Source organism: Haemophilus sp. HMSC066A11 (assembly GCF_001811665.1).
GTDB classification, from domain to species: domain Bacteria; phylum Pseudomonadota; class Gammaproteobacteria; order Enterobacterales; family Pasteurellaceae; genus Haemophilus; species Haemophilus influenzae.
Map to the genome: position 1 here is coordinate 63,217 of NZ_KV805856.1, position 20,003 is coordinate 83,219.

16 protein-coding genes are annotated in these 20,003 nt (G+C 39.1%); 5 read left to right on the forward strand and 11 right to left on the reverse strand.

Translation table 11 applies throughout. The annotated features are described in order from the left end of the window. Positions 1–24: 24 nt before the first annotated feature. Both rpoC and tehA read left to right on the forward strand, forming a co-directional pair. Positions 25–4,275 carry a DNA-directed RNA polymerase subunit beta' gene (gene rpoC, locus HMPREF2813_RS01470; protein ID WP_014550380.1) on the forward strand — a complete coding sequence of 1,417 codons (4,251 nt, stop codon included), beginning with the start codon at positions 25–27 and terminating at the stop codon, positions 4,273–4,275. A gap of 194 nt (positions 4,276–4,469) precedes the next feature. Beyond that, the gene (tehA, locus tag HMPREF2813_RS01475) at positions 4,470–5,414 is read left to right on the forward strand and encodes a dicarboxylate transporter/tellurite-resistance protein TehA (protein ID WP_005669396.1); all 945 of its coding nucleotides are present in this window, start codon (positions 4,470–4,472) and stop codon (positions 5,412–5,414) included. A 52-nt stretch (positions 5,415–5,466) separates the two neighbouring features. On the opposite strand, the gene tsaA is transcribed toward tehA, so the two are convergent. Next, positions 5,467–6,186, reverse strand: a complete 720-nt coding sequence (gene tsaA, locus HMPREF2813_RS01480; protein WP_005664509.1) for a tRNA (N6-threonylcarbamoyladenosine(37)-N6)-methyltransferase TrmO — start codon at positions 6,184–6,186, stop codon at positions 5,467–5,469. Positions 6,187–6,247: 61 nt separating this feature from the next. Here tsaA and menA point away from each other — a divergent pair, with 61 nt between their 5' ends. Continuing rightward, positions 6,248–7,159 (forward strand): 1,4-dihydroxy-2-naphthoate octaprenyltransferase, encoded by a 912-nt coding sequence (gene menA, locus HMPREF2813_RS01485; protein WP_005664512.1) that lies wholly within the window; start codon positions 6,248–6,250, stop codon positions 7,157–7,159. A gap of 51 nt (positions 7,160–7,210) precedes the next feature. After that, the gene (gene rraA, locus HMPREF2813_RS01490; RefSeq protein ID WP_005649446.1) at positions 7,211–7,699 is read left to right on the forward strand and encodes a ribonuclease E activity regulator RraA; all 489 of its coding nucleotides are present in this window, start codon (positions 7,211–7,213) and stop codon (positions 7,697–7,699) included. Positions 7,700–7,838: 139 nt separating this feature from the next. Here rraA and HMPREF2813_RS01495 read toward each other — a convergent pair whose 3' ends face one another. The 9 genes from HMPREF2813_RS01495 to HMPREF2813_RS01535 form a co-directional block, all read right to left on the reverse strand. After that, positions 7,839–8,390 (reverse strand): TIGR00645 family protein, encoded by a 552-nt coding sequence (locus HMPREF2813_RS01495; protein WP_005649445.1) that lies wholly within the window; start codon positions 8,388–8,390, stop codon positions 7,839–7,841. A gap of 104 nt (positions 8,391–8,494) precedes the next feature. Beyond that, positions 8,495–9,493 carry a substrate-binding domain-containing protein gene (locus HMPREF2813_RS01500; RefSeq protein ID WP_005686992.1) on the reverse strand — a complete coding sequence of 333 codons (999 nt, stop codon included), beginning with the start codon at positions 9,491–9,493 and terminating at the stop codon, positions 8,495–8,497. Between the two features lie 27 nt (positions 9,494–9,520). Continuing rightward, a complete protein-coding gene (rbsK, locus tag HMPREF2813_RS01505) occupies positions 9,521–10,444 on the reverse strand; it encodes a ribokinase (RefSeq protein ID WP_014550382.1) in 924 nt (307 codons plus the stop codon). A gap of 97 nt (positions 10,445–10,541) precedes the next feature. Further along, positions 10,542–11,420 (reverse strand): ribose ABC transporter substrate-binding protein RbsB, encoded by an 879-nt coding sequence (rbsB, locus tag HMPREF2813_RS01510; protein ID WP_005686988.1) that lies wholly within the window; start codon positions 11,418–11,420, stop codon positions 10,542–10,544. Between the two features lie 19 nt (positions 11,421–11,439). Beyond that, entirely contained in the window at positions 11,440–12,408 is a 969-nt protein-coding gene (rbsC, locus tag HMPREF2813_RS01515; protein ID WP_005686986.1) for a ribose ABC transporter permease, read from the reverse strand. Positions 12,409–12,423: 15 nt separating this feature from the next. Next, positions 12,424–13,905 carry a ribose ABC transporter ATP-binding protein RbsA gene (gene rbsA / locus HMPREF2813_RS01520; RefSeq protein ID WP_014550384.1) on the reverse strand — a complete coding sequence of 494 codons (1,482 nt, stop codon included), beginning with the start codon at positions 13,903–13,905 and terminating at the stop codon, positions 12,424–12,426. Positions 13,906–13,918: 13 nt separating this feature from the next. Continuing rightward, positions 13,919–14,338, reverse strand: coding sequence for a D-ribose pyranase (gene rbsD, locus HMPREF2813_RS01525; protein WP_005664526.1), 420 nt, complete (start codon positions 14,336–14,338; stop codon positions 13,919–13,921). 163 nt (positions 14,339–14,501) lie between these two features. Next, positions 14,502–15,944: a DNA recombination protein RmuC gene (rmuC, locus tag HMPREF2813_RS01530; protein WP_014550385.1), complete on the reverse strand. Its 1,443-nt coding sequence runs from the start codon at positions 15,942–15,944 to the stop codon at positions 14,502–14,504. A gap of 164 nt (positions 15,945–16,108) precedes the next feature. Further along, entirely contained in the window at positions 16,109–17,404 is a 1,296-nt protein-coding gene (locus tag HMPREF2813_RS01535; RefSeq protein ID WP_014550386.1) for an NAD(P)/FAD-dependent oxidoreductase, read from the reverse strand. A gap of 140 nt (positions 17,405–17,544) precedes the next feature. Here HMPREF2813_RS01535 and HMPREF2813_RS01540 point away from each other — a divergent pair, with 140 nt between their 5' ends. Beyond that, complete coding sequence (locus HMPREF2813_RS01540) at positions 17,545–18,597, forward strand: extracellular solute-binding protein (protein WP_014550387.1); 1,053 nt, start codon at positions 17,545–17,547, stop codon at positions 18,595–18,597. Positions 18,598–18,665: 68 nt separating this feature from the next. Here the strand turns inward: HMPREF2813_RS01540 and hslU are convergent, their stop codons facing one another. After that, positions 18,666–19,997, reverse strand: a complete 1,332-nt coding sequence (hslU, locus tag HMPREF2813_RS01545) for an HslU--HslV peptidase ATPase subunit (RefSeq protein ID WP_014550388.1) — start codon at positions 19,995–19,997, stop codon at positions 18,666–18,668. Between the last annotated feature and the right edge of the window lie 6 nt (positions 19,998–20,003).

Genomic DNA, 20,003 nt, shown 5'->3' on the forward strand with positions numbered 1-20,003 from the left:
TTTAACTCCGACAGGAGAACATTTGTGAAAGACTTAGTTAAGTTTTTAAAAGCACAATCAAAAACCAGTGAAGATTTTGATGTGATTAAAATTGGGTTAGCTTCCCCAGATATGATCCGTTCTTGGTCATTTGGTGAAGTGAAGAAACCTGAAACCATTAACTACCGTACGTTCAAACCTGAACGTGATGGTCTTTTCTGTGCGCGTATCTTCGGGCCTGTAAAAGATTACGAATGTTTATGTGGTAAATATAAACGTTTAAAACACCGTGGTGTGATTTGTGAAAAATGTGGTGTTGAAGTCACTCAAACTAAAGTTCGTCGTGAACGTATGGGTCATATTGAACTTGCATCGCCAGTTGCACATATTTGGTTCTTAAAATCATTGCCGTCTCGTATCGGTTTACTTTTAGATATGCCATTGCGCGATATCGAACGTGTACTTTATTTTGAAATGTACATCGTGACCGAACCAGGTATGACGGACTTAGAGCGCGGTCAATTATTAACAGAAGAACAATACCTTGACGCTGAAGATCGTTGGCAAGATGAATTTGAAGCGAAAATGGGTGCCGAAGCGATTCAAGATCTCTTAAAAGGTATGGATCTTGAAGCTGAATGTGAAAAATTACGTGAAGAATTACAAGAAACTAACTCTGAAACTAAACGTAAAAAAATCACTAAACGCTTAAAATTATTAGAAGCATTTGTTCAATCTGGTAATAAACCAGAATGGATGGTTATGACTGTATTGCCAGTTCTTCCACCAGATTTACGCCCATTAGTACCACTTGATGGTGGTCGTTTTGCGACTTCAGATCTGAACGATTTATATCGTCGTGTAATCAACCGTAACAATCGTTTAAAACGTTTATTAGATTTAATTGCGCCAGATATTATTGTGCGCAACGAAAAACGTATGTTACAAGAATCTGTTGATGCCTTATTAGATAATGGTCGTCGCGGTCGTGCAATTACGGGTTCTAACCGTCGTCCATTAAAATCATTAGCGGATATGATCAAAGGTAAACAAGGTCGTTTCCGTCAAAACTTATTAGGTAAACGTGTTGATTACTCTGGTCGTTCTGTAATCACTGTTGGTCCATACTTGCACTTACACCAATGTGGTTTACCTAAGAAAATGGCATTGGAATTATTCCGTCCGTTTATCTACGCGAAATTAGAAAGCCGTGGTTATGCTACGACAATCAAAGCGGCTAAGAAAATGGTTGAGCGTGAAGATGCGATCGTTTGGGATATTCTTGCAGAAGTTATTCGTGAACATCCGATTCTATTGAACCGTGCGCCAACACTTCACCGTTTGGGTATCCAAGCGTTTGAACCGATCTTAATCGAAGGTAAAGCGATTCAATTACACCCACTCGTTTGTGCTGCGTTCAACGCAGACTTCGATGGTGACCAAATGGCGGTACACGTTCCATTAACCCTTGAAGCGCAATTAGAAGCTCGTGCGTTGATGATGTCCACCAATAACGTGCTTTCTCCAGCAAATGGTGATCCTATTATCGTTCCATCACAAGACGTGGTATTAGGTCTTTACTATATGACCCGCGAAAAAGTGAACGGTAAAGGCGAAGGTATGTTATTGCAAGATCCTCGTGAAGCTGAAAAAGCATATCGTACAGGCGAAGCAGAATTACATTCTCGCGTGAAAGTGCGTATTACTGAATATGTGAAAAATGAAGCGGGCGAATTTGATGCGAAAACCACGCTGACTGATACAACTATCGGTCGTGCAATCTTATGGATGATCGCGCCGAAAGGCATGCCTTATTCATTGTTCAACCAAACATTAGGTAAAAAAGCCATTTCTAAACTGATTAACGAAGCATATCGTCGTTTAGGTTTAAAAGAAGCGGTAATGTTTGCTGACCAAATTATGTATACCGGTTTTGCGTATGCGGCACGTTCTGGGTCATCAGTTGGTATTGATGATATGGAAATTCCAGCGAAGAAATACGAAATTATTTCTGCAGCGGAAGAAGAAGTAGCTGAGATCCAAGAACAATTCCAATCAGGTCTTGTGACGGCAGGCGAACGCTATAATAAAGTAATCGATATTTGGGCTGCCGCGAATGAGCGCGTAGCGAAAGCGATGATGGAAAACTTATCTCAAGAAGAAGTCATCAATCGTGAAGGTAATCCTGAAAAACAAGCGTCCTTTAACAGTATCTTTATGATGGCTGATTCTGGTGCGCGTGGTTCTGCAGCTCAGATTCGTCAGTTAGCAGGTATGCGTGGTTTGATGGCTCGTCCAGATGGCTCGATCATTGAAACCCCAATTACAGCAAACTTCCGTGAAGGTTTGAACGTATTACAGTACTTTATTTCAACCCACGGTGCTCGTAAAGGTTTGGCGGATACGGCATTAAAAACAGCGAACTCAGGTTACTTAACTCGTCGTTTAGTTGATGTGGCACAAGACTTAGTGATTGTAGAAGATGACTGTGGTACGCACGAAGGCTTAGTCATGACCCCATTAATTGAAGGTGGAGATGAAAAAGTGCCACTTCGTGAATTAGTATTAGGTCGTGTTGCTGCAGAAGATATTTTAAAACCAGGTACAGAAGAAGTATTAATTCCGCGTAACACCTTATTAGATGAAAAACTCTGTGATGTGTTGGATGCAAACTCTGTAGATAGCGTAAAAGTACGTTCTGTTGTAACTTGTGATACTGATTTTGGTGTATGTGCGAAATGTTATGGTCGTGATCTTGCGCGTGGTCATTTAATCAACCAAGGCGAAGCGGTGGGCGTTATTGCCGCTCAATCTATCGGTGAGCCAGGTACACAGCTAACAATGCGTACGTTCCATATTGGTGGTGCGGCATCTGCGGCAGCGAAAGAATCTAGTGTGCAAGTTAAAAACACTGGTACAGTGCATTTAATGAATGCAAAATTCGTGACTAACGATGAAAGCAAACTAATATTAACTTCTCGTAACACGGAATTAACTATTACTGATGCATTTGGTCGTACTAAAGAACATTATAAAGTGCCTTATGGTGCGGTATTAAGCAAAGGTGACGGTCAAGAAGTCACTGCAGGCGAAACTATCGCAAATTGGGATCCACATACAATGCCAGTTGTCTCTGAAGTATCTGGTTTTGTGAAATTTGTAGATATTATTGATGGTTTAACTGTGACGCGTCAAACAGATGAATTAACAGGTTTATCATCAATCGTGGTTCAAGATGTGGGTGAACGTGCAACTGCGGGTAAAGATTTACGTCCAACTATTAAATTAGTTGATGCAAATGGCAACGATATTTTCTTACCTGAAACTGATGTTCTTGCACAATACTTCTTACCTGGTAAAGCAATCGTAAGTTTAGACGATGGCGCAGCAGTGAAAGTAGGGGAACCATTAGCACGTATTCCACAAGAATCTGTGGGTACTAAAGATATTACCGGTGGTCTACCACGCGTTGCGGATTTATTTGAAGCACGTAAACCAAAAGAACCCGCTATCTTGGCTGAAATTTCTGGTATCGTGTCTTTCGGTAAAGAAACTAAAGGTAAACGCCGTTTATTAATTACTCCTACAGAAGGCGAAACTTACGAAGAAATGATTCCAAAATGGCGTCAGCTCAACGTATTTGAAGGCGAAATGGTACAACGTGGCGACGTAATTTCTGATGGTGCTGAAACACCACATGACATTTTACGTTTACGTGGCGTGCGTGCAGTAACTGAATACATCGTGAACGAAGTGCAAGATGTTTACCGCTTACAAGGGGTAAAAATCAACGATAAACATATCGAAGTTATCGTTCGTCAAATGTTACGTAAAGCGGTAATTACTAAAGCTTACGACTCAGAATTCCTTGAAGGGGAACAAGTCGAAGTGGCTCGCGTGAAAATTGTTAATCGCCAACGCGAAGCAGAAGGCAAACTACCAGTTGAATTTGAACGTGAATTATTGGGTATCACCAAAGCGTCTCTTGCGACTGAATCCTTCATCTCTGCCGCATCGTTCCAAGAAACTACTCGTGTTCTTACCGAAGCAGCAGTGGCAGGTAAACGTGATGAATTACGTGGCTTGAAAGAGAACGTAATCGTAGGTCGATTAATTCCTGCGGGTACAGGTTTTGCGTATCATCAAAATCGTCACAAACATTGTTTAGTAGATGATGTCGTAGCGAAATTATCTGAAGAAGATGAAGCCGCTATCGCTGATGAATTTGTCATGACTGCAGATGATGCTAGTGCGAACTTAGCTGAAATGCTTAACATGGCAGATGATGCGGAATAATTAATTCCCTGTATAAGAAAACCCGAATGAAAGTTCGGGTTTTTTATTTTTATGAAAATGGGTAGAGGTTTTATGCCAGAACAACAAGTATGTTTCTCTATAGAAATTTCACAAAAATTTGAGACTTTTAGAAACGTCTGTTGTTGATAGTTATGTTACACTTTGCTCATATTTTTCAAAATAAGGATCATACTATGAATACAACAAAGCCTTTTCCTCTTCCAACAGGATATTTCGGTATTCCTCTTGGTTTGGCAGCCTTATCTTTAGCTTGGTTTCATTTAGAAAACTTATTTCCTGCTGCGCGAATGGTAAGTGATGTTCTTGGCATTGTAGCAAGTGCGGTCTGGATTTTATTTATTTTAATGTATGCGTATAAACTTCGTTATTACTTTGAGGAAGTTCGTGCAGAGTATCATAGCCCAGTTCGTTTTTCCTTTATTGCATTGATTCCTATTACAACTATGTTGGTAGGCGATATTCTTTATCGTTGGAATCCTTTAATTGCTGAAGTTTTAATTTGGATTGGAACGATTGGTCAATTACTTTTCTCAACATTACGTGTCAGTGAATTATGGCAAGGTGGTGTATTTGAGCAAAAATCTACTCGACCTCCGTTTTATTTGCCTGCGGTAGCTGCTAATTTTACCAGTGCAAGTTCATTAGCATTACTTGGCTACAACGATTTAGGCTACTTATTCTTTGGCGCAGGAATGATTGCTTGGATTATTTTTGAACCTGTATTATTACAACATTTACGTATTTCATCTCTTGAGCCACAATTTAGAGCCACCATAGGGATTGTTTTAGCGCCTTCGTTTGTATGTGTATCCGCTTATTTGTCACTCAATCATGGCGAAGTGGATACTTTAGTTAAAATCCTTTGGGGATATGGATTTTTGCAATTATTTTTCTTATTGCGATTATTCCCTTGGATTGTGGAAAAAGGACTTAGCATTGGCTTATGGGGATTCTCATTCGGATTAGCGTCTATGGCAAACAGTGCTACCGCTTTCTATCATGGCAATGTTTTACAAGGTGTGTCTATTTTTGCCTTTGTTTTCTCAAATGTAATGATTGGCTTATTAGTTCTAATGACAATTATTAAATTAGCTAAAGGGCAATTTTTCCTAAAATAAGAAATTTAAATTAACTAAGGCAGGGATTACCTGCCTTAATTATATATTCCATCTATTTGTCTTTTTCTATTTCAATTACTTCTACACAATCAAGCGTACCCGCTTTAATTCGCCATTTCACATTAAATTCATACAAACTCATTCCATAAATACGATTACTCGGTTTACCTTGTTGATAGGCTGGACGCGGATCTTGCTCTAGCACTTGGCGAATAAAACGACTTAAGTGCGGTCGTTTTTCTTCTCGTTTTTTTACCGCACTTTTGACTTGCTCGGTAAATTCAACAGTCAGTTTTACTGGTGGTTTTTCTTGGGCAAAGCTCGATTGCGCATTTGGCTCACTATCCGCATAGGCAATATAGGGTTTGATATCGAAAATGGGCGTGCCATCCACTAAATCCACCGCACCTAAATGGAGAAAAACGTTACCGTTGATGCATTCTACTTGATGTAATTTAACTTTGGATAAACCAAGAGGATTTGGGCGGTGTGTTGCACGCGAAGCAAACACGCCAACGCGTTGATTACCGCCTAACCGTGGAGGGCGTACGGTGGGTTGCCATTTTCCTTGTTGGATTTGGTCGAACTGAAAAATTAACCAAAGGTGGCTGAATTGTTCTAATCCTCTCACGGCTTCAGGCGAATTATAAGGCGGTAAGAGCTCTACAATGCCTACTCCGTCTTCAACTAAATTAGGTTGGCGTGGTACGGAGAATTTTTCTTTATAAGGCGTGTGGATAATGGCGATAGGCGATAAGGTTAAATCATTCATAAATTGGGTGTCTTAGTGTAGAATACGCGGCTTATTGTAATCAAAAGTGCGGTCAAAAAAAATGACAAATGAAAAATTGAAAATGTGGTGGGAAACGGCTCGACCAAAAACTTTGCCCTTAGCGTTGGCATCGATTTTCACGGGTTCGGCATTAGGTTATTGGGCGAATCCACAAGGTTTTAATGGGCTTGTAATGGCGCTTTGTTTACTCACGACAATTTTATTGCAGGTGCTTTCTAATTTTGCCAATGATTATGGGGATCATCAAAAAGGTTCAGATACTGAAGAACGTATTGGGCCATTACGTGGCATTCAAAAAGGCGCAATTTCAGCAAAAGAACTGAAATGGGGATTAATTCTAATGGTGATGGCAAGTTTTCTTTCAGGAAGTTTCTTGATTGGAATCGCTTATGAAAACCTCTCAGATTTATTCGCTTTCGCTGGGCTTGGAATTTTAGCTATTGTTGCTGCCATTACTTACACAGTTGGGGTAAAACCTTATGGCTATATGGGCTTGGGCGATATTTCTGTGTTGGTATTTTTTGGTTTGCTTGGTGTTGGCGGTACTTATTATTTGCAAACTCACAGTATTGCTAGCCACATTATTTTGCCTGCTATTGGTTCTGGCTTATTGGCAAGTGCGGTATTAAATATCAATAATTTACGCGATATTGAACAGGATGCGAAAGCTAGCAAAAATACCTTAGCCGTTCGTTTAGGTGCATATAAGGGGCGAGTTTACCACTGTATTTTATTAAGTGTGGCAGCCTTATGTTATTTAGCATTTGCGGTGGCAACGGCCATTTCTTGGACAAATTATTTATTTGTATTGGCAATGCCGTTGTTGGCTAAACATGCGATCTTTGTTTATCGCAGTCAGCAGCCAAGTGAATTGCGTCCAATGTTGGCTCAAATGTCTATGATTTCTTTATTAATCAATATCTTGTTTAGTTTAGGCTTGCTTATCGGCTAAATCGGCATATACTAAAGCAAACAACATTTCAACAATTGATAGGGGAAAGTTATGTTTATTGATACTTCAGAACTTTGCGATCTTTATGCAGAACAAGTGGATGTCGTGGAGCCAATTTTTTCAAGCTTTGGTGGCGTAAGTCATTTTTACGGTAAAGTCACTACGGTAAAATGCTTTGAAAGTAATGGATTAATTGCTGAAGTATTAGAAGAAAACGGCGAAGGTCGAGTGCTTGTCATTGATGGCGGTGGTGCGGTACGCCGTGGTTTGATTGATGCAGAATTGGCTCAACTTGCCGTTGATAATGGTTGGGAAGGCATTATTGTATATGGTGCAGTACGCCAAATTCAGCAATTAGAAAACCTCGATATTGGTATTCATGCCCTTGCGCCAATTCCAGTCAGTGCAGATGAAAGCAGTGCTGGCGAGAGTGATATTCCAGTGAATTTTGGTGGCGTAACCTTTTTCCCAGAAGATTATATTTACGCAGATCTGACAGGAATTATACTTTCGCAAGAGCCTCTAGATTTAGAAGATTAATTTCTACTTGATTAACATCTTAGTATTTTATTTAAGCTTTCCTATTCTAAACGGCGTATCATACTAAAAAATTAAATTGTAACTATATGATATATAAAACCCCGTTCAATTTGAACGGGATTAAAAGTGCGGTAAATTTTTAATGTGTTTTATGGCTTGTGCTATACAAAATTTTGTCCGTATAAGCTAAAGCAATTGCCGACACTAAAAAGCCCAAGTGCAACAATAATTGCCACATCATCGTTTTTTCTGGCATATTGCTTGCATTCACAAAAGTTTGCAACATATGGATAGATGAAATGCCGATAATAGACATAGAAAGTTTAACTTTCAGCACAGTCGCATTTACATGGCTCATCCATTCAGGTTGATCAGGATGATTACGCGTACGCAATTTAGATACAAAGATTTCATAACCGCCGATGGTTACCATCACAAGCAAGTTGGCGATCATCACGACATCAATCAAATTCAACACACCTAACATAATTGTGTTGGAATCCATATCATTTACATTAATCACTAACTCCCATAATCCTTTGATAAATTTATAAGAGTAGATTGCAAGGGTGACAATCAAGCCTAAATAAATCGGCACTTGCAACCAGCGACTAGCAAAAATTATTTTCGCGATAATATTCGATTGTTCGTTATATTTCGCATAAGGATCAACAGGTTTGTTTTCTTTCATAAGATTTTATTCCTAAATTAAACAGTGGGTTAAATAAACAAAAAAACCGCAAGAAAATAGCAGTTTTTTTGAAAATAGCAATAAGGAAATTGAGTTATTCTAATTTATTTGAAACTGTAAATAGACTCTCTTAACACACAAGTTGGTTCTAAAACCAAAGTGCGGTAATTTTCATTAGGATTTTTAATTCGTTGCAATAGTGTTTCAACAGCGAGTTTGCCAAGTTCAGCTTTCGGTTGGCAAATGGTGGAAAGGGGAGGTGAGAGATAACGAGCCAATTCAATGTCATCATAGCCCATAATTGAAAGATCTTGCGGAATACGTAAGCCTTGTTGTTGAATAGCTTGATATGCACCAACAGCAATGGTGTCACTACAACAAAAAACTGCTGTTGGACGTGAAGATTGAGTAAGTAAAGATTGTATGCCAAGTACACCGCCTTCAAAGTCAAAATGACTTTCGACAATCCAATGAGGATTTAACGCAATTTTTGCTTCCGAGAGCGCATTTTTATAACCTTGCAAACGATTTTGTGCGACAGACTTTTTGAGATTCCCCGTAATAATGCCAATTTTACGATGTCCTGCATCAATTAATGCTTTTGTCGCCAAATAGCCACCAAGTGCTGAATTTTCGAGTATTTTATCTGCATTTAACTCAGTAAACCACCAGTCCATCACAACGAGTGGCAGCGAAATGGCTAACTCTATATCAGCCTGAAAACGGCTATCACCACACATCAAAAGCAAACCATCCACTTGTTTGTGCATTAGAGTTTGCAGATTTTGTTGTAGGCGTTTGGCATCTCCACCCGTTGTAGCAATAATAAGATTATATTGATTTTTCTGACAATATTGCTCCACGCCAGCCATCACTTCCGCAAAGAAGGGATTATTTGTTGCGGTGACAAGTAGTCCGATAGTTTTGGTTTCGCGCACCTTAAGGCTTCGTGCAACAGCTGAAGGGGTGTAATTCAGTTCAGCGACAATACGCATCACTTTCTCACGAATTTCATCGCTAACAAAACGCGATCCATTAATGACATGTGAAACTGTGGAAGTCGAAACTTGCGCCAGTCGTGCAATATCTTTCATTGTCGCCATAAAAACACCCTAAAAATTCACCGCACTTTAAGCGTGTTCAAGAAATTCCAAAGTTTCTTGACGCGTTGGAATAGAGGATTGAGCCCCTTTTTTCGTCACACTAATCGCAGCGGCAGCTTGCCCAAAACGAATGGCTTCATCAAAGGCTTTTTCTTCCAATAAAGCCGTAACAAAACCGCCATTAAATGTATCACCAGCTGCGGTAGTATCTATTGCTTGCACACAAAAGCCCTTAATGATGCGGCTTTTACCTTTTCGACTGACAAACACACCTTTCGCGCCAAGGGTAATCATTACGGTTTGAATGCCTTTATCGTGAAAAACACTCGCAGCTTTCACCGCACTTTGCTCGTCGTCGGTTACCGCTATCCCCGTCAGGATTTCAGCTTCAGTTTCATTTGGTGTAATAATATCAATCAAACTCAATAATTCGTCCGATAAAATCTGCGCTGGAGCAGGATTTAGCACAACCTTAACACCATTTTTCTTAGCGATTTGAGCAGCCAGCTCCACACCAGAAAGTGGGGTTTCTAATTGCATTAACAAGCAATCCGATTGTGCAATTTGTGCCTCACTTTGACGAACAACCATCTCACCCAAATGTGCATTTGCACCGCTAGCCAGCACAATACTGTTCTCGCCCGATTGGGCAACTTGAATAAATGCCATTCCCGTCATTTCCTGTGAAACGGTATTAATATGGGTTGTATCAATTCCTTCTTGCGCAAACGCATTTTTCATTGTTTCGCCGATAACATCAGAGCCAACACAGCCAATAAACTCTACATTTGCCCCTAACCGAGCAGCAGCTACCGCCTGATTTCCACCTTTTCCACCATAGACAAGCTGGTAATTATCACCAGTTAATGTTTCGCCAGGCTTAGAAAAATAAGGAACAGAAATCACATGATCAGCATTAATACTACCGAGAACCGTGAGGGTTTTTCTCATTATTTTATCCTGTATTGTTATATTTTTTCTTTCTACACAATGGGACAAATATAATTTGCCCCATAATATGATATAACGAGCTTATTTAGTAGATAGATTATTCACTTATTACTTTCAAATCTACTGGAATTTTCGCTTCAACTTTTTCGCCTTTTAAGATTTTATCAGCGGTAACAACACCTAATGAACCAATAAGCTCGGGTTGTTGTGCGATAGTTGCCGCCATTTTGCCACTTTTTACCGCTTTAACACCATCATCGGTACCATCAAAACCTACGATAAGGACTTTTTTATTTGCTGCTTTCACCGCACGCAATGCACCTAATGCCATTTCATCATTTTGCGCAAAAATTGCTTGAACATCACCTTTAGATGCCAACAAATTTTCCGTTACATTCAAACCTTTTGTTCGATCAAAATCTGCTGGCTGACTGGCAAGCACATTGAATTTATGAGCATCAATAGCTTGTTTGAAACCCTCACCTCGTTCGCGTGCCGCAGATGTTCCTGCAATACCTTCAAGTTGAATCACCTTGGCATTATCGCCTAATTTCTGTGCGATAAAATCACCTGCCATTTTACCACCTGCGATATTGTCAGATGCAATATGGCTCACTACGTTTCCTTTAGCTGCGCCACGATCTAATGTAATTACTGGAATATGCTTACGGTTTGCAATCGCCACTGCGTTGCCAACAGCTTCAGAATCAGTTGGATTGATCAATAATATTTTTGCACCACGCACAGTTAAATCTTCGACATTAGCTAATTCTTTAGCAGGGTCATTTTGTGAATCAAGCACGACTAACTTATAACCTAATTCATCCGCTTTTTTCTGTGCGCCATCTTTTAACGTTACAAAAAATGGGTTATCTAATGTAGATACTGCCAAAGCGATTGTGTCTTGTGCAGAAGCAGAGCTAGAAACAGCCAAACCTAATAATACAGCAGAAGTAAGTGCGGTTAGTTTTTTCATAGTTTCTCCTTAAAGTGAGTTACAGTTTTTTTGTACCAAGATAGTTATCGGCTAAAACAGCAACCAAAATAACCAACGCTTTTGCTATCATTTGATAGTAAGATGAAATATCTAATAAATTTAATGCATTGTTTAAAAATCCGATGATTAATGCACCGATGAGAGTTCCCATTACACGACCTTTCCCCCCCATCAAACTGGTTCCACCGACTACCACGGCGGCAATTGCATCTAATTCATAAGATACGCCAGCAGTGGGTTGAGCGGAAGATAAACGTGAAGTTACAATTAAACCCGCCAGCGCAGAAAGAAATCCACTCACCGCAAAAACAAATACTTTGATTTTATTGACGTTAATACCAGAAAGTTGGGTCGCTGCCTCATTTCCACCTAAAGCATAAATATAGCGACCGATTGGTGTGTGTTTTAAAATATACCAAGCAACCGCAAACACGATACTCATAATCCAAATTGGTACTGGGATACCTAAAACATAGCCTGTACCAATGCTAGCAAATAGATCAGCATTATCCGAAAAACCTGTCGTAATAGGGCGACCATCTGTATAAACCATTGTTATACCACGCAGTAAGGTCATGGTAACCAAGGTAGCAATAAAAGCCTGAACTTTTCCCTTTGCTACAATTACACCACTTATGCCACCAAGAAGTGTTCCAATCAATAAAACCACAGGAATGACTAAAAAAATAGGCAATTCGATACTCACCATTGAAGCGGCGATTGCACCTGTCAATGCCAATACAGATCCAACAGAAAGATCTATACCTGCAATTAAAATAACGAAAGTCATACCCACTGCAATAATCGCATTAACCGAAGTTTGGCGTAAAATATTCAAAATATTATCTACGCTAAAAAAATCAGGATTAATCATTGATACAATCGCAATAAGAATAATCAACGCAATAAAAGAACGCTGTTCAATCAAAAATCTTCCTATTTGAAAATTAGATATTTCATTTTTCATCATACTTACCTACTCTTATTTACCAATAGCTGCTGCTAATAACTTTTCTTGTGTTGCCTCTTCACGAGAAAATTCTGCACTAATTTTACCTTCACGCATTACCAACACTCGATCGCTCATACCAAGCACTTCTGGCATATCAGATGAGATCATTAAAATACTCAAGCCCTCTTTCTTAAATTCGTTAATCAACTGATAAATTTCTTTCTTCGCGCCAACATCTACGCCACGAGTTGGTTCATCTAAAATCAACACATTTGGGCGAGTCATTAATCCACGAGCAATTGCCACTTTTTGTTGATTTCCACCAGATAGCAAACCTACTTGTTGATCACGATTAGGTGTTTTAATGTTAAACATCAGAATAAAGTCATCTACTGCCATTTTTTCCGCTTGATGACGAATACTGCCTTTTTGTGAAAAATGATCGAGCGATGTGAGCGACATATTTTCTTTTACTGACATGCCTAAAACCAAGCCATCACCTTTACGATCTTCAGAAATATATACAATACCATTATCCAAACCATCTTGCGGACTGAGATTCTCAATCTCTTGATTTTTTAACCGCACTTTTCCCGCCGTTTTTGGCAAAGCACCGTAAAGTAGCTTGCCGAGTTCCGTTCTACCCGCGCCCATTAAGCCCGAGACACCAACAATTTCACCAGCATGCAATTTGAAGGAAACATCATCAATGCCGCTTCCGCTCACATGTTTCACATCCAATACACATTCGCCTTTTTCTTGTGATAAATGCGGATATTGTTCATCAAGACGACGACCAACCATCATTTCAATTAAATCATCTTCTGTAATTTCTGCCACAATGCGTTCACCGATAAATTGACCATCGCGTAAAACCGTCACATCATCACAAATTTGGAAAATTTCTTTTAAACGATGAGAGATATAAACAATGCCACGATTTTCTGCTTTGAGTTCACGAATCACATTGAATAGGGCTTCGGTTTCCGTATCTGTGAGCGCATCGGTTGGTTCATCCATAATGATAACTTTGGATTCAAAACTTAAGGCTTTGGCTATCTCCACCATTTGTTGCTCACCAATAGAAAGTTCAGCGCAAAGCTGTTTACTGCTGTGAGTTACCCCCAAACGCGCAAGTAGCTTGTCTGCTTCTTGGTGCATTTTCTGCCAGTTAATCGCTCCCCACGAGGTTTTAAATTCACGACCAAGGAAAATGTTTTCTGCAATCGTGAGATTACCGACCAAATTCAGTTCTTGGTGAATAATACTAATGCCAGCTTCCTGTGAGGCTTTAGGTCCATTGAAATTAACTGATCGATTAAGATACTCAATTGTGCCTGCATCTTTAGAATAAATACCAGTAAGCACCTTCATCAAAGTCGATTTACCCGCCCCATTTTCCCCCATCAATGCCATTACGCGTCCAGCGTAAACAGATAAACAGGCATTATTCAAGGCTTTCACACCTGGAAATGACTTATCAACACCACTAATTTTGAGTAAAGTTTCCATAATTTCACCCTGATTAAAATGGCACGCCAGAATATAAAATCACATTGGCATAAGGTGAACATTCGCCAGTACGAACAATAGCTTTACTTTCGAGGGTGAATTTTTTAAAAGTTTCGTGTGATACAAATTCCACTTGTATTTGATTACCCTGATGGCTTTCAAGTTGTTGAAGTTGTGTTAAAAGTGCGGTCAATATTTCTGGATTTTTTTCTTTAATTTCTTCTGCAATAACAACGCGTTCAACATACATTTCATTCGTTACTACATTCAACGTTTGTAGAAAACTTGGCACTCCCGCAGTTAATGCGAGATCGATACGTTCCACACTTAATGGAATTGGAAGTCCCGCATCGCAAATCGTCAAACTTTCTGTGTGACCAACAGAAGCGATACAACGAGAAAGTTGTGCATTTAATAACATTGTTTTTTTCATATATTTCCTCTTTCCATTCTTGTCGAAACGTTTCGATAGGACAAATATAGATAACAAAAATAGAAAAACAACTAAGAAATTTCAAATTTGGGATATTGATCACAAAATTTCTAGATAGGATAAAAAATTCTCCGACCAAATTTACATTCAATCGGAGAATAAATTATTGAAGATTTTCTTGATTTAAGACATTCAATCTAGCCAAATCCAGCTGATTATTCAATAAGTCCACATCGGGCATTGTTTTATTGGCTTTTGCGGAAAGGGTTTTAAATCGTTCTACTTTGCCAACTAAACCTTGTTGGCCAACAAGTGCGGTGACGGTGCTGTTGTATTGGTTGCTGACAGTGGAAAGCGTATTGCCGAGTTTACTTAAACGTTCTGCCACCAAGCAAATTTGGTTATAGATTTCGCCCGCTTTTTCAGCAATTTCTTTGGCTTCAGCATTACCACGTTCGATACGCCAGAGGTTTGCCACGGTGCGTAAAATCGGCATTAGCGTAGTGTGAGAGACCATAATTACATTGCGTTCATAACCGTAATTAAATAAGGCAGGATCAGCTTTTAAAGCCTCAATATACGCAGGTTCCACCGCAATAAACATAAGAACAAAATTCGGGCTACGCATGCCAATCAGATTGCTGTAATCTTTTTTATGCAGATCGTTAATATGGGTTTTTAATGCAGAAATATGTTCTTTCAGTAAACGCTCTCGTTCAAAATCATCCTCAGAATTCACCGCACTTTCGTAAGCCACGAGCGACATTTTGCTGTCGATAATTAAGTGTTTTTCATCAGGTAAATTCAACACAAAATCAGGGTAATTTCGTCCACCTTGTTCATCTTTAAAATGCGCTTGAGCGCGGTAATGTACATTTTCTTCAAGTCCTGCCAGTTGCAATGCTCGTTCTAATTGCACTTCGCCCCAGTTGCCTAACGTTTTCTTTTCGCCTTTCAGCGCAGAGGTTAAATTACTCGCCTCTTGCGACATATTCAGACCAATTTCCAGCACTTTTTTAATTTCCGCTTCCAAGCCTGCATTGCCTTTCACGGATTCGGAGTGAATTTCATTGACGCGTTTTTGGAAACCTTCAATTTGCTCACGGAAAGGCTTGAGCAAGGTTTCCAATGCCGTTTGATTTGATTGACTAAATGATCGACTTTTTTCATCCAAAATCCGATTGGCTAGATTTTGAAATTCCACGCCCAACTGCTGTTTGGATTGTTCAAAGTTCTGTTGTTGTGCGGAAAAATATTTTTCTTTCTCTGTTAAGGTTGTTTGTAACCCCGTTAATTCTTGAGAAAGTGCGGTCAATTTTTCAGTCAAATTTTGTTGTTCTTGCGTGAGATGATGTATTTGTTCATCACGTTCAGTTAAACGATATTGCAGTCCTTGATTTTCAGTCTGTACTTTAATTGTTTGTTGTTCAAACTGGTTTTTAATGCAACTAAGTTCATCAAATTTACTGGCAAGCTGATTATAATCTTGAGTCGTTTTCAATAATTCTTGATGAAGATGTGTATATTTTTGCTGGCGTAGAATAAGTAATAAAATCAATATAATAACAACAGCTAACAAGCTGAAAAGTAACAAATTTTCTGACATATTTCTCTCTTAATGGAAAACACAAATTGTAGCGAAAAATATTATTTTAATTCTTGCTTTAAAGTGCGGTAAAGTTTTTAACTGATTTAGAATTTATGTCCATACAAAAATTAATTATTTTAGTCAATTTTGATGGCAATGCTTTAGAAAAACATTGTTGTATTTTAACGGTATTTATCTAAAAACTTGTAATACTGCACACCAATCTTTGTCGCAAGATCTTTGATAATTCGACCACCATAAACAGAAGGGACTTTCAGTCCTTCAAAAATAGATAAACGTTCATCGTCACCCAAAATCGCCTCAGCTACAATTCGCCCTGCAAGACCAGTCAAAGCAACACCGTGACCAGAATAACCATGAGCAAAATAAATATGCGGAGAAATACGACCAAAATGTGGCGTTGAGTTTAAGGTCATATCAATCGGGCCAGCCCAGCCATAATCGATTTTTACATTTTCAAGTTGCGGAAATACACACAACATATTTTTCCGCATAATCGCGACCATATCTTTTTCTGAGCTAGAATCACTACCAAAAAGCAAGCGATTGTCAGCACTTAAACGATAATAGTCTAATAATAAATTGTTATCACACACCGACATGCCATTATTAATGACAGAATCAGCAACCGCTTGGCTTAACGGCTCTGTGGCGATAATAAAACTTTCCACAGGTAATATTTTACGATTAATTCCGTGATGAATAGATTTCGGGAGCGCATCAATATAAGCATTGGTGGCTAAAATAACGTCTTGAGAAATAACCGCACTTTTAGCTGTTTTAACCTCAACGCAACCATTTTTCTCAACCATATCCACGACAGGAGATTGTTCAAAAATTTGAACACCCAGATCGACACAAGCTTTCGCTAAACCTAAACAATAATTAAGTGGATGCAAATGCCCTGAATTACTATCAAATAAGCCGCCCACATAAATATCACTGCCTAAGTGCTGTTTTAATTTAGCCTTATCCCAAAGTTGCATATTCTGATAGCCAAAATTTTTATGACTTTCTTTTTCCATTTCGATTAAGTCATCCATTCGGCGTTCATTTAATGCCAATGTGGCATAGCCTTTTTTCCAATCGCATTGAATGCCATATTTTTCAATACGTTCATCAATAATATCAATGGCCTCTAATGACATATTCCAAAGTTTATGCGCTTTATCTTCGCCAACTTGTTTAACGTATTCATCAATGCCTTCTTCAAAGCCATTAATTGCCTGCCCACCACTACGACCAGAAGCGCCAAAGCCTACTCTAGCACCCTCTAATACAATGACTTTTTTCCCTTTTTCAGCCAGTTCTAATGCCGCAGATAAACCAAAAAATCCCGCACCGATCACACATACATCAGTATGTTCAATTTGAGTAAGTGGGGGAAATTGAAAATCTTGGTTGCGAGAATCGAAATAATAAGAGCGAACGTGTTCTTGATAGGCAAAATTAAGCATAAAAAATCCCTTAGGAAACAACTGGCAAAATCTTACCCCTAAAGGGAAATATGTCAAACCTTTTAGAAAAAAATGCTATACTGCGCGCGCACAAAAATTGTGCGTTGAATAATGAATCATAACCCTTGGAGGTCAATAAATTGAAAAAATTCTTTGCTCACTCACTCAAAAATCTTTTCCTTTCCACCACCGCACTTTTCGCGGTTTCAGCCTTTGCCAACAACAAACTTTACGTCTATAACTGGACAGACTATGTCCCTTCTGATTTAGTCGCACAGTTCTCTAAAGAAACTGGCATCGAGGTAATTTATTCTACCTTTGAAAGCAACGAAGAAATGTACGCGAAACTCAAACTTACTCAAAATACTGGCTCTGGCTATGATTTGGTGTTTCCATCAAGTTACTACGTAAATAAAATGATTAAGGAAAAGATGCTTCAAACGATTGATCAAAGTAAATTGACCAATATTCATCAAATTCCTAAACATTTATTACATAAAGAATTCGACCCAGAAAATAAATATTCATTACCCTATGTTTACGGCTTAACAGGTATTGAAGTTAATGCAGATGAAATTGATCCTAAAACCATCACGAGCTGGGCGGATTTATGGAAACCTGAATTTAAAGGTAAAGTTCTTATGACCAGTGATGCGCGTGAAGTGTTCCACGTAGCATTATTACTTGATGGTAAATCGCCAAATACCACCAATGAAGAAGACATCAAAACAGCTTATGAACGTTTAGAAAAACTGTTACCAAATGTAGTGACCTTTAACTCTGATTCGCCAGAAGTCCCTTACGTACAAGGCGAAGCTACAATTGGGATGATTTGGAATGGTTCAGCTTACTTAGCTCAGAAAGAAAATCCATCTTTGCAATTTGTTTATCCAAAAGAAGGGGCTATTTTCTGGATGGATAACTACGCTATTCCAAGTTCGGCAAAAAACGTGGAAGGGGCGCATAAGTTCATCGACTTTTTACTTCGCCCTGAAAATGCAAAAATTGTTATTGAACGTATGGGCTTTTCTATGCCAAATAATGGGGCGAAAACACTGCTAAGTGCGGAAGTGGCTAATGATCCAAAATTATTCCCACCAGCGGAAGAAGTAGAAAAAGGAATTATGCAAGGCGATGTAGGAGAAGCTGTTGATATTTATGAAAAATATTGGAGTAAATTAAAAACTAATTAGTTTCTCTATGCTGAAAACAAAAAGTGCGGTAAAAATTTACCGCACTTTTATATGTAAAATTTTTATCTTTAAAGAATAAAACGACTCAAATCTTCATTTTCAACCACTTCGCCAAGTGCATCTGCGACATAAGTCGCATCAATATTGACCGTTTGACCATTCATATCACTTGCACTGAAAGAAATTTTATCCATTAAACGTTCCATTACCGTATGCAAACGGCGCGCACCGATATTTTCCGTTTTTTCATTTACTCGGAATGCAGCCTCAGCAATTTTCTTCACTGCGTCGGTTGTGAATTCAATATTCACGCCTTCTGTTGCCATTAGTGCTTTGTATTGCTCGGTTAAAGAGGCATGTGGCTCCGTTAAAATACGCTCAAAATCCGCCGCACTTAATGCGGTAAGTTCAACACGAATCGGCAAACGCCCCTGCAACTCTGGAATCAAATCTGAAGGACGGGCAACTTGGAATGCACCAGATGCAATAAATAAGATGTGATCGGTTTTTACCATTCCGTGTTTGGTGCTAACTGTCGAACCCTCCACTAACGGAAGTAAATCACGTTGCACGCCTTCACGCGATACATCAGCCCCACTGTATTCGCCTTTCTTACAAATTTTGTCGATTTCATCGATGAAGACGATACCGTTTTGTTCTACAGCATCAATGGCTTTTTGTTTAAGTTCTTCAGGGTTAATTAATTTCGCTGCTTCATCATCAATCAACGCTTTTAACGCATCTTTAATTTTCATTTTGCGTTTTTTCGTTTTATCTGAACCTAAATTTTGGAACAATGATTGCAGCTGGTTTGTCATTTCTTCCATGCCTGGAGGAGCCATAATTTCAACGCCCATAGACACTCCCGCCGATACATCAATTTCGATTTCTTTATCATCTAATTGACCTTCACGTAATTTTTTACGGAATGTTTGGCGTGTGCTATTGTTATCATTGCTTTCAACTTCGCCCCATTGATTTTTTGCTGGAGGAAGTAAAGCATCCAAAATACGTTCTTCGGCTGCATCTTCAGCTCTTGCTCTGTTCTTCGCAATTTCTTGTTGGCGAACAAGCTTCATCGCACTATCCGTTAAATCACGAATAATGGAATCCACCTCTTTCCCCACGTAACCCACTTCGGTAAATTTCGTTGCTTCTACTTTGATAAATGGTGCATTAGCTAATTTTGCCAAACGGCGCGCAATTTCAGTTTTACCCACACCAGTTGGGCCAATCATCAGGATATTTTTTGGGGTTACTTCGTGACGCAGAGGTTCTTGAAGCTGCATACGACGCCAGCGATTACGCAGAGCAATCGCCACTGCACGCTTTGCATCGGCTTGACCAATAATATGTTGATCTAATTCAGAAACTATTTCACGAGGAGTCATTTCAGACATAGCTTT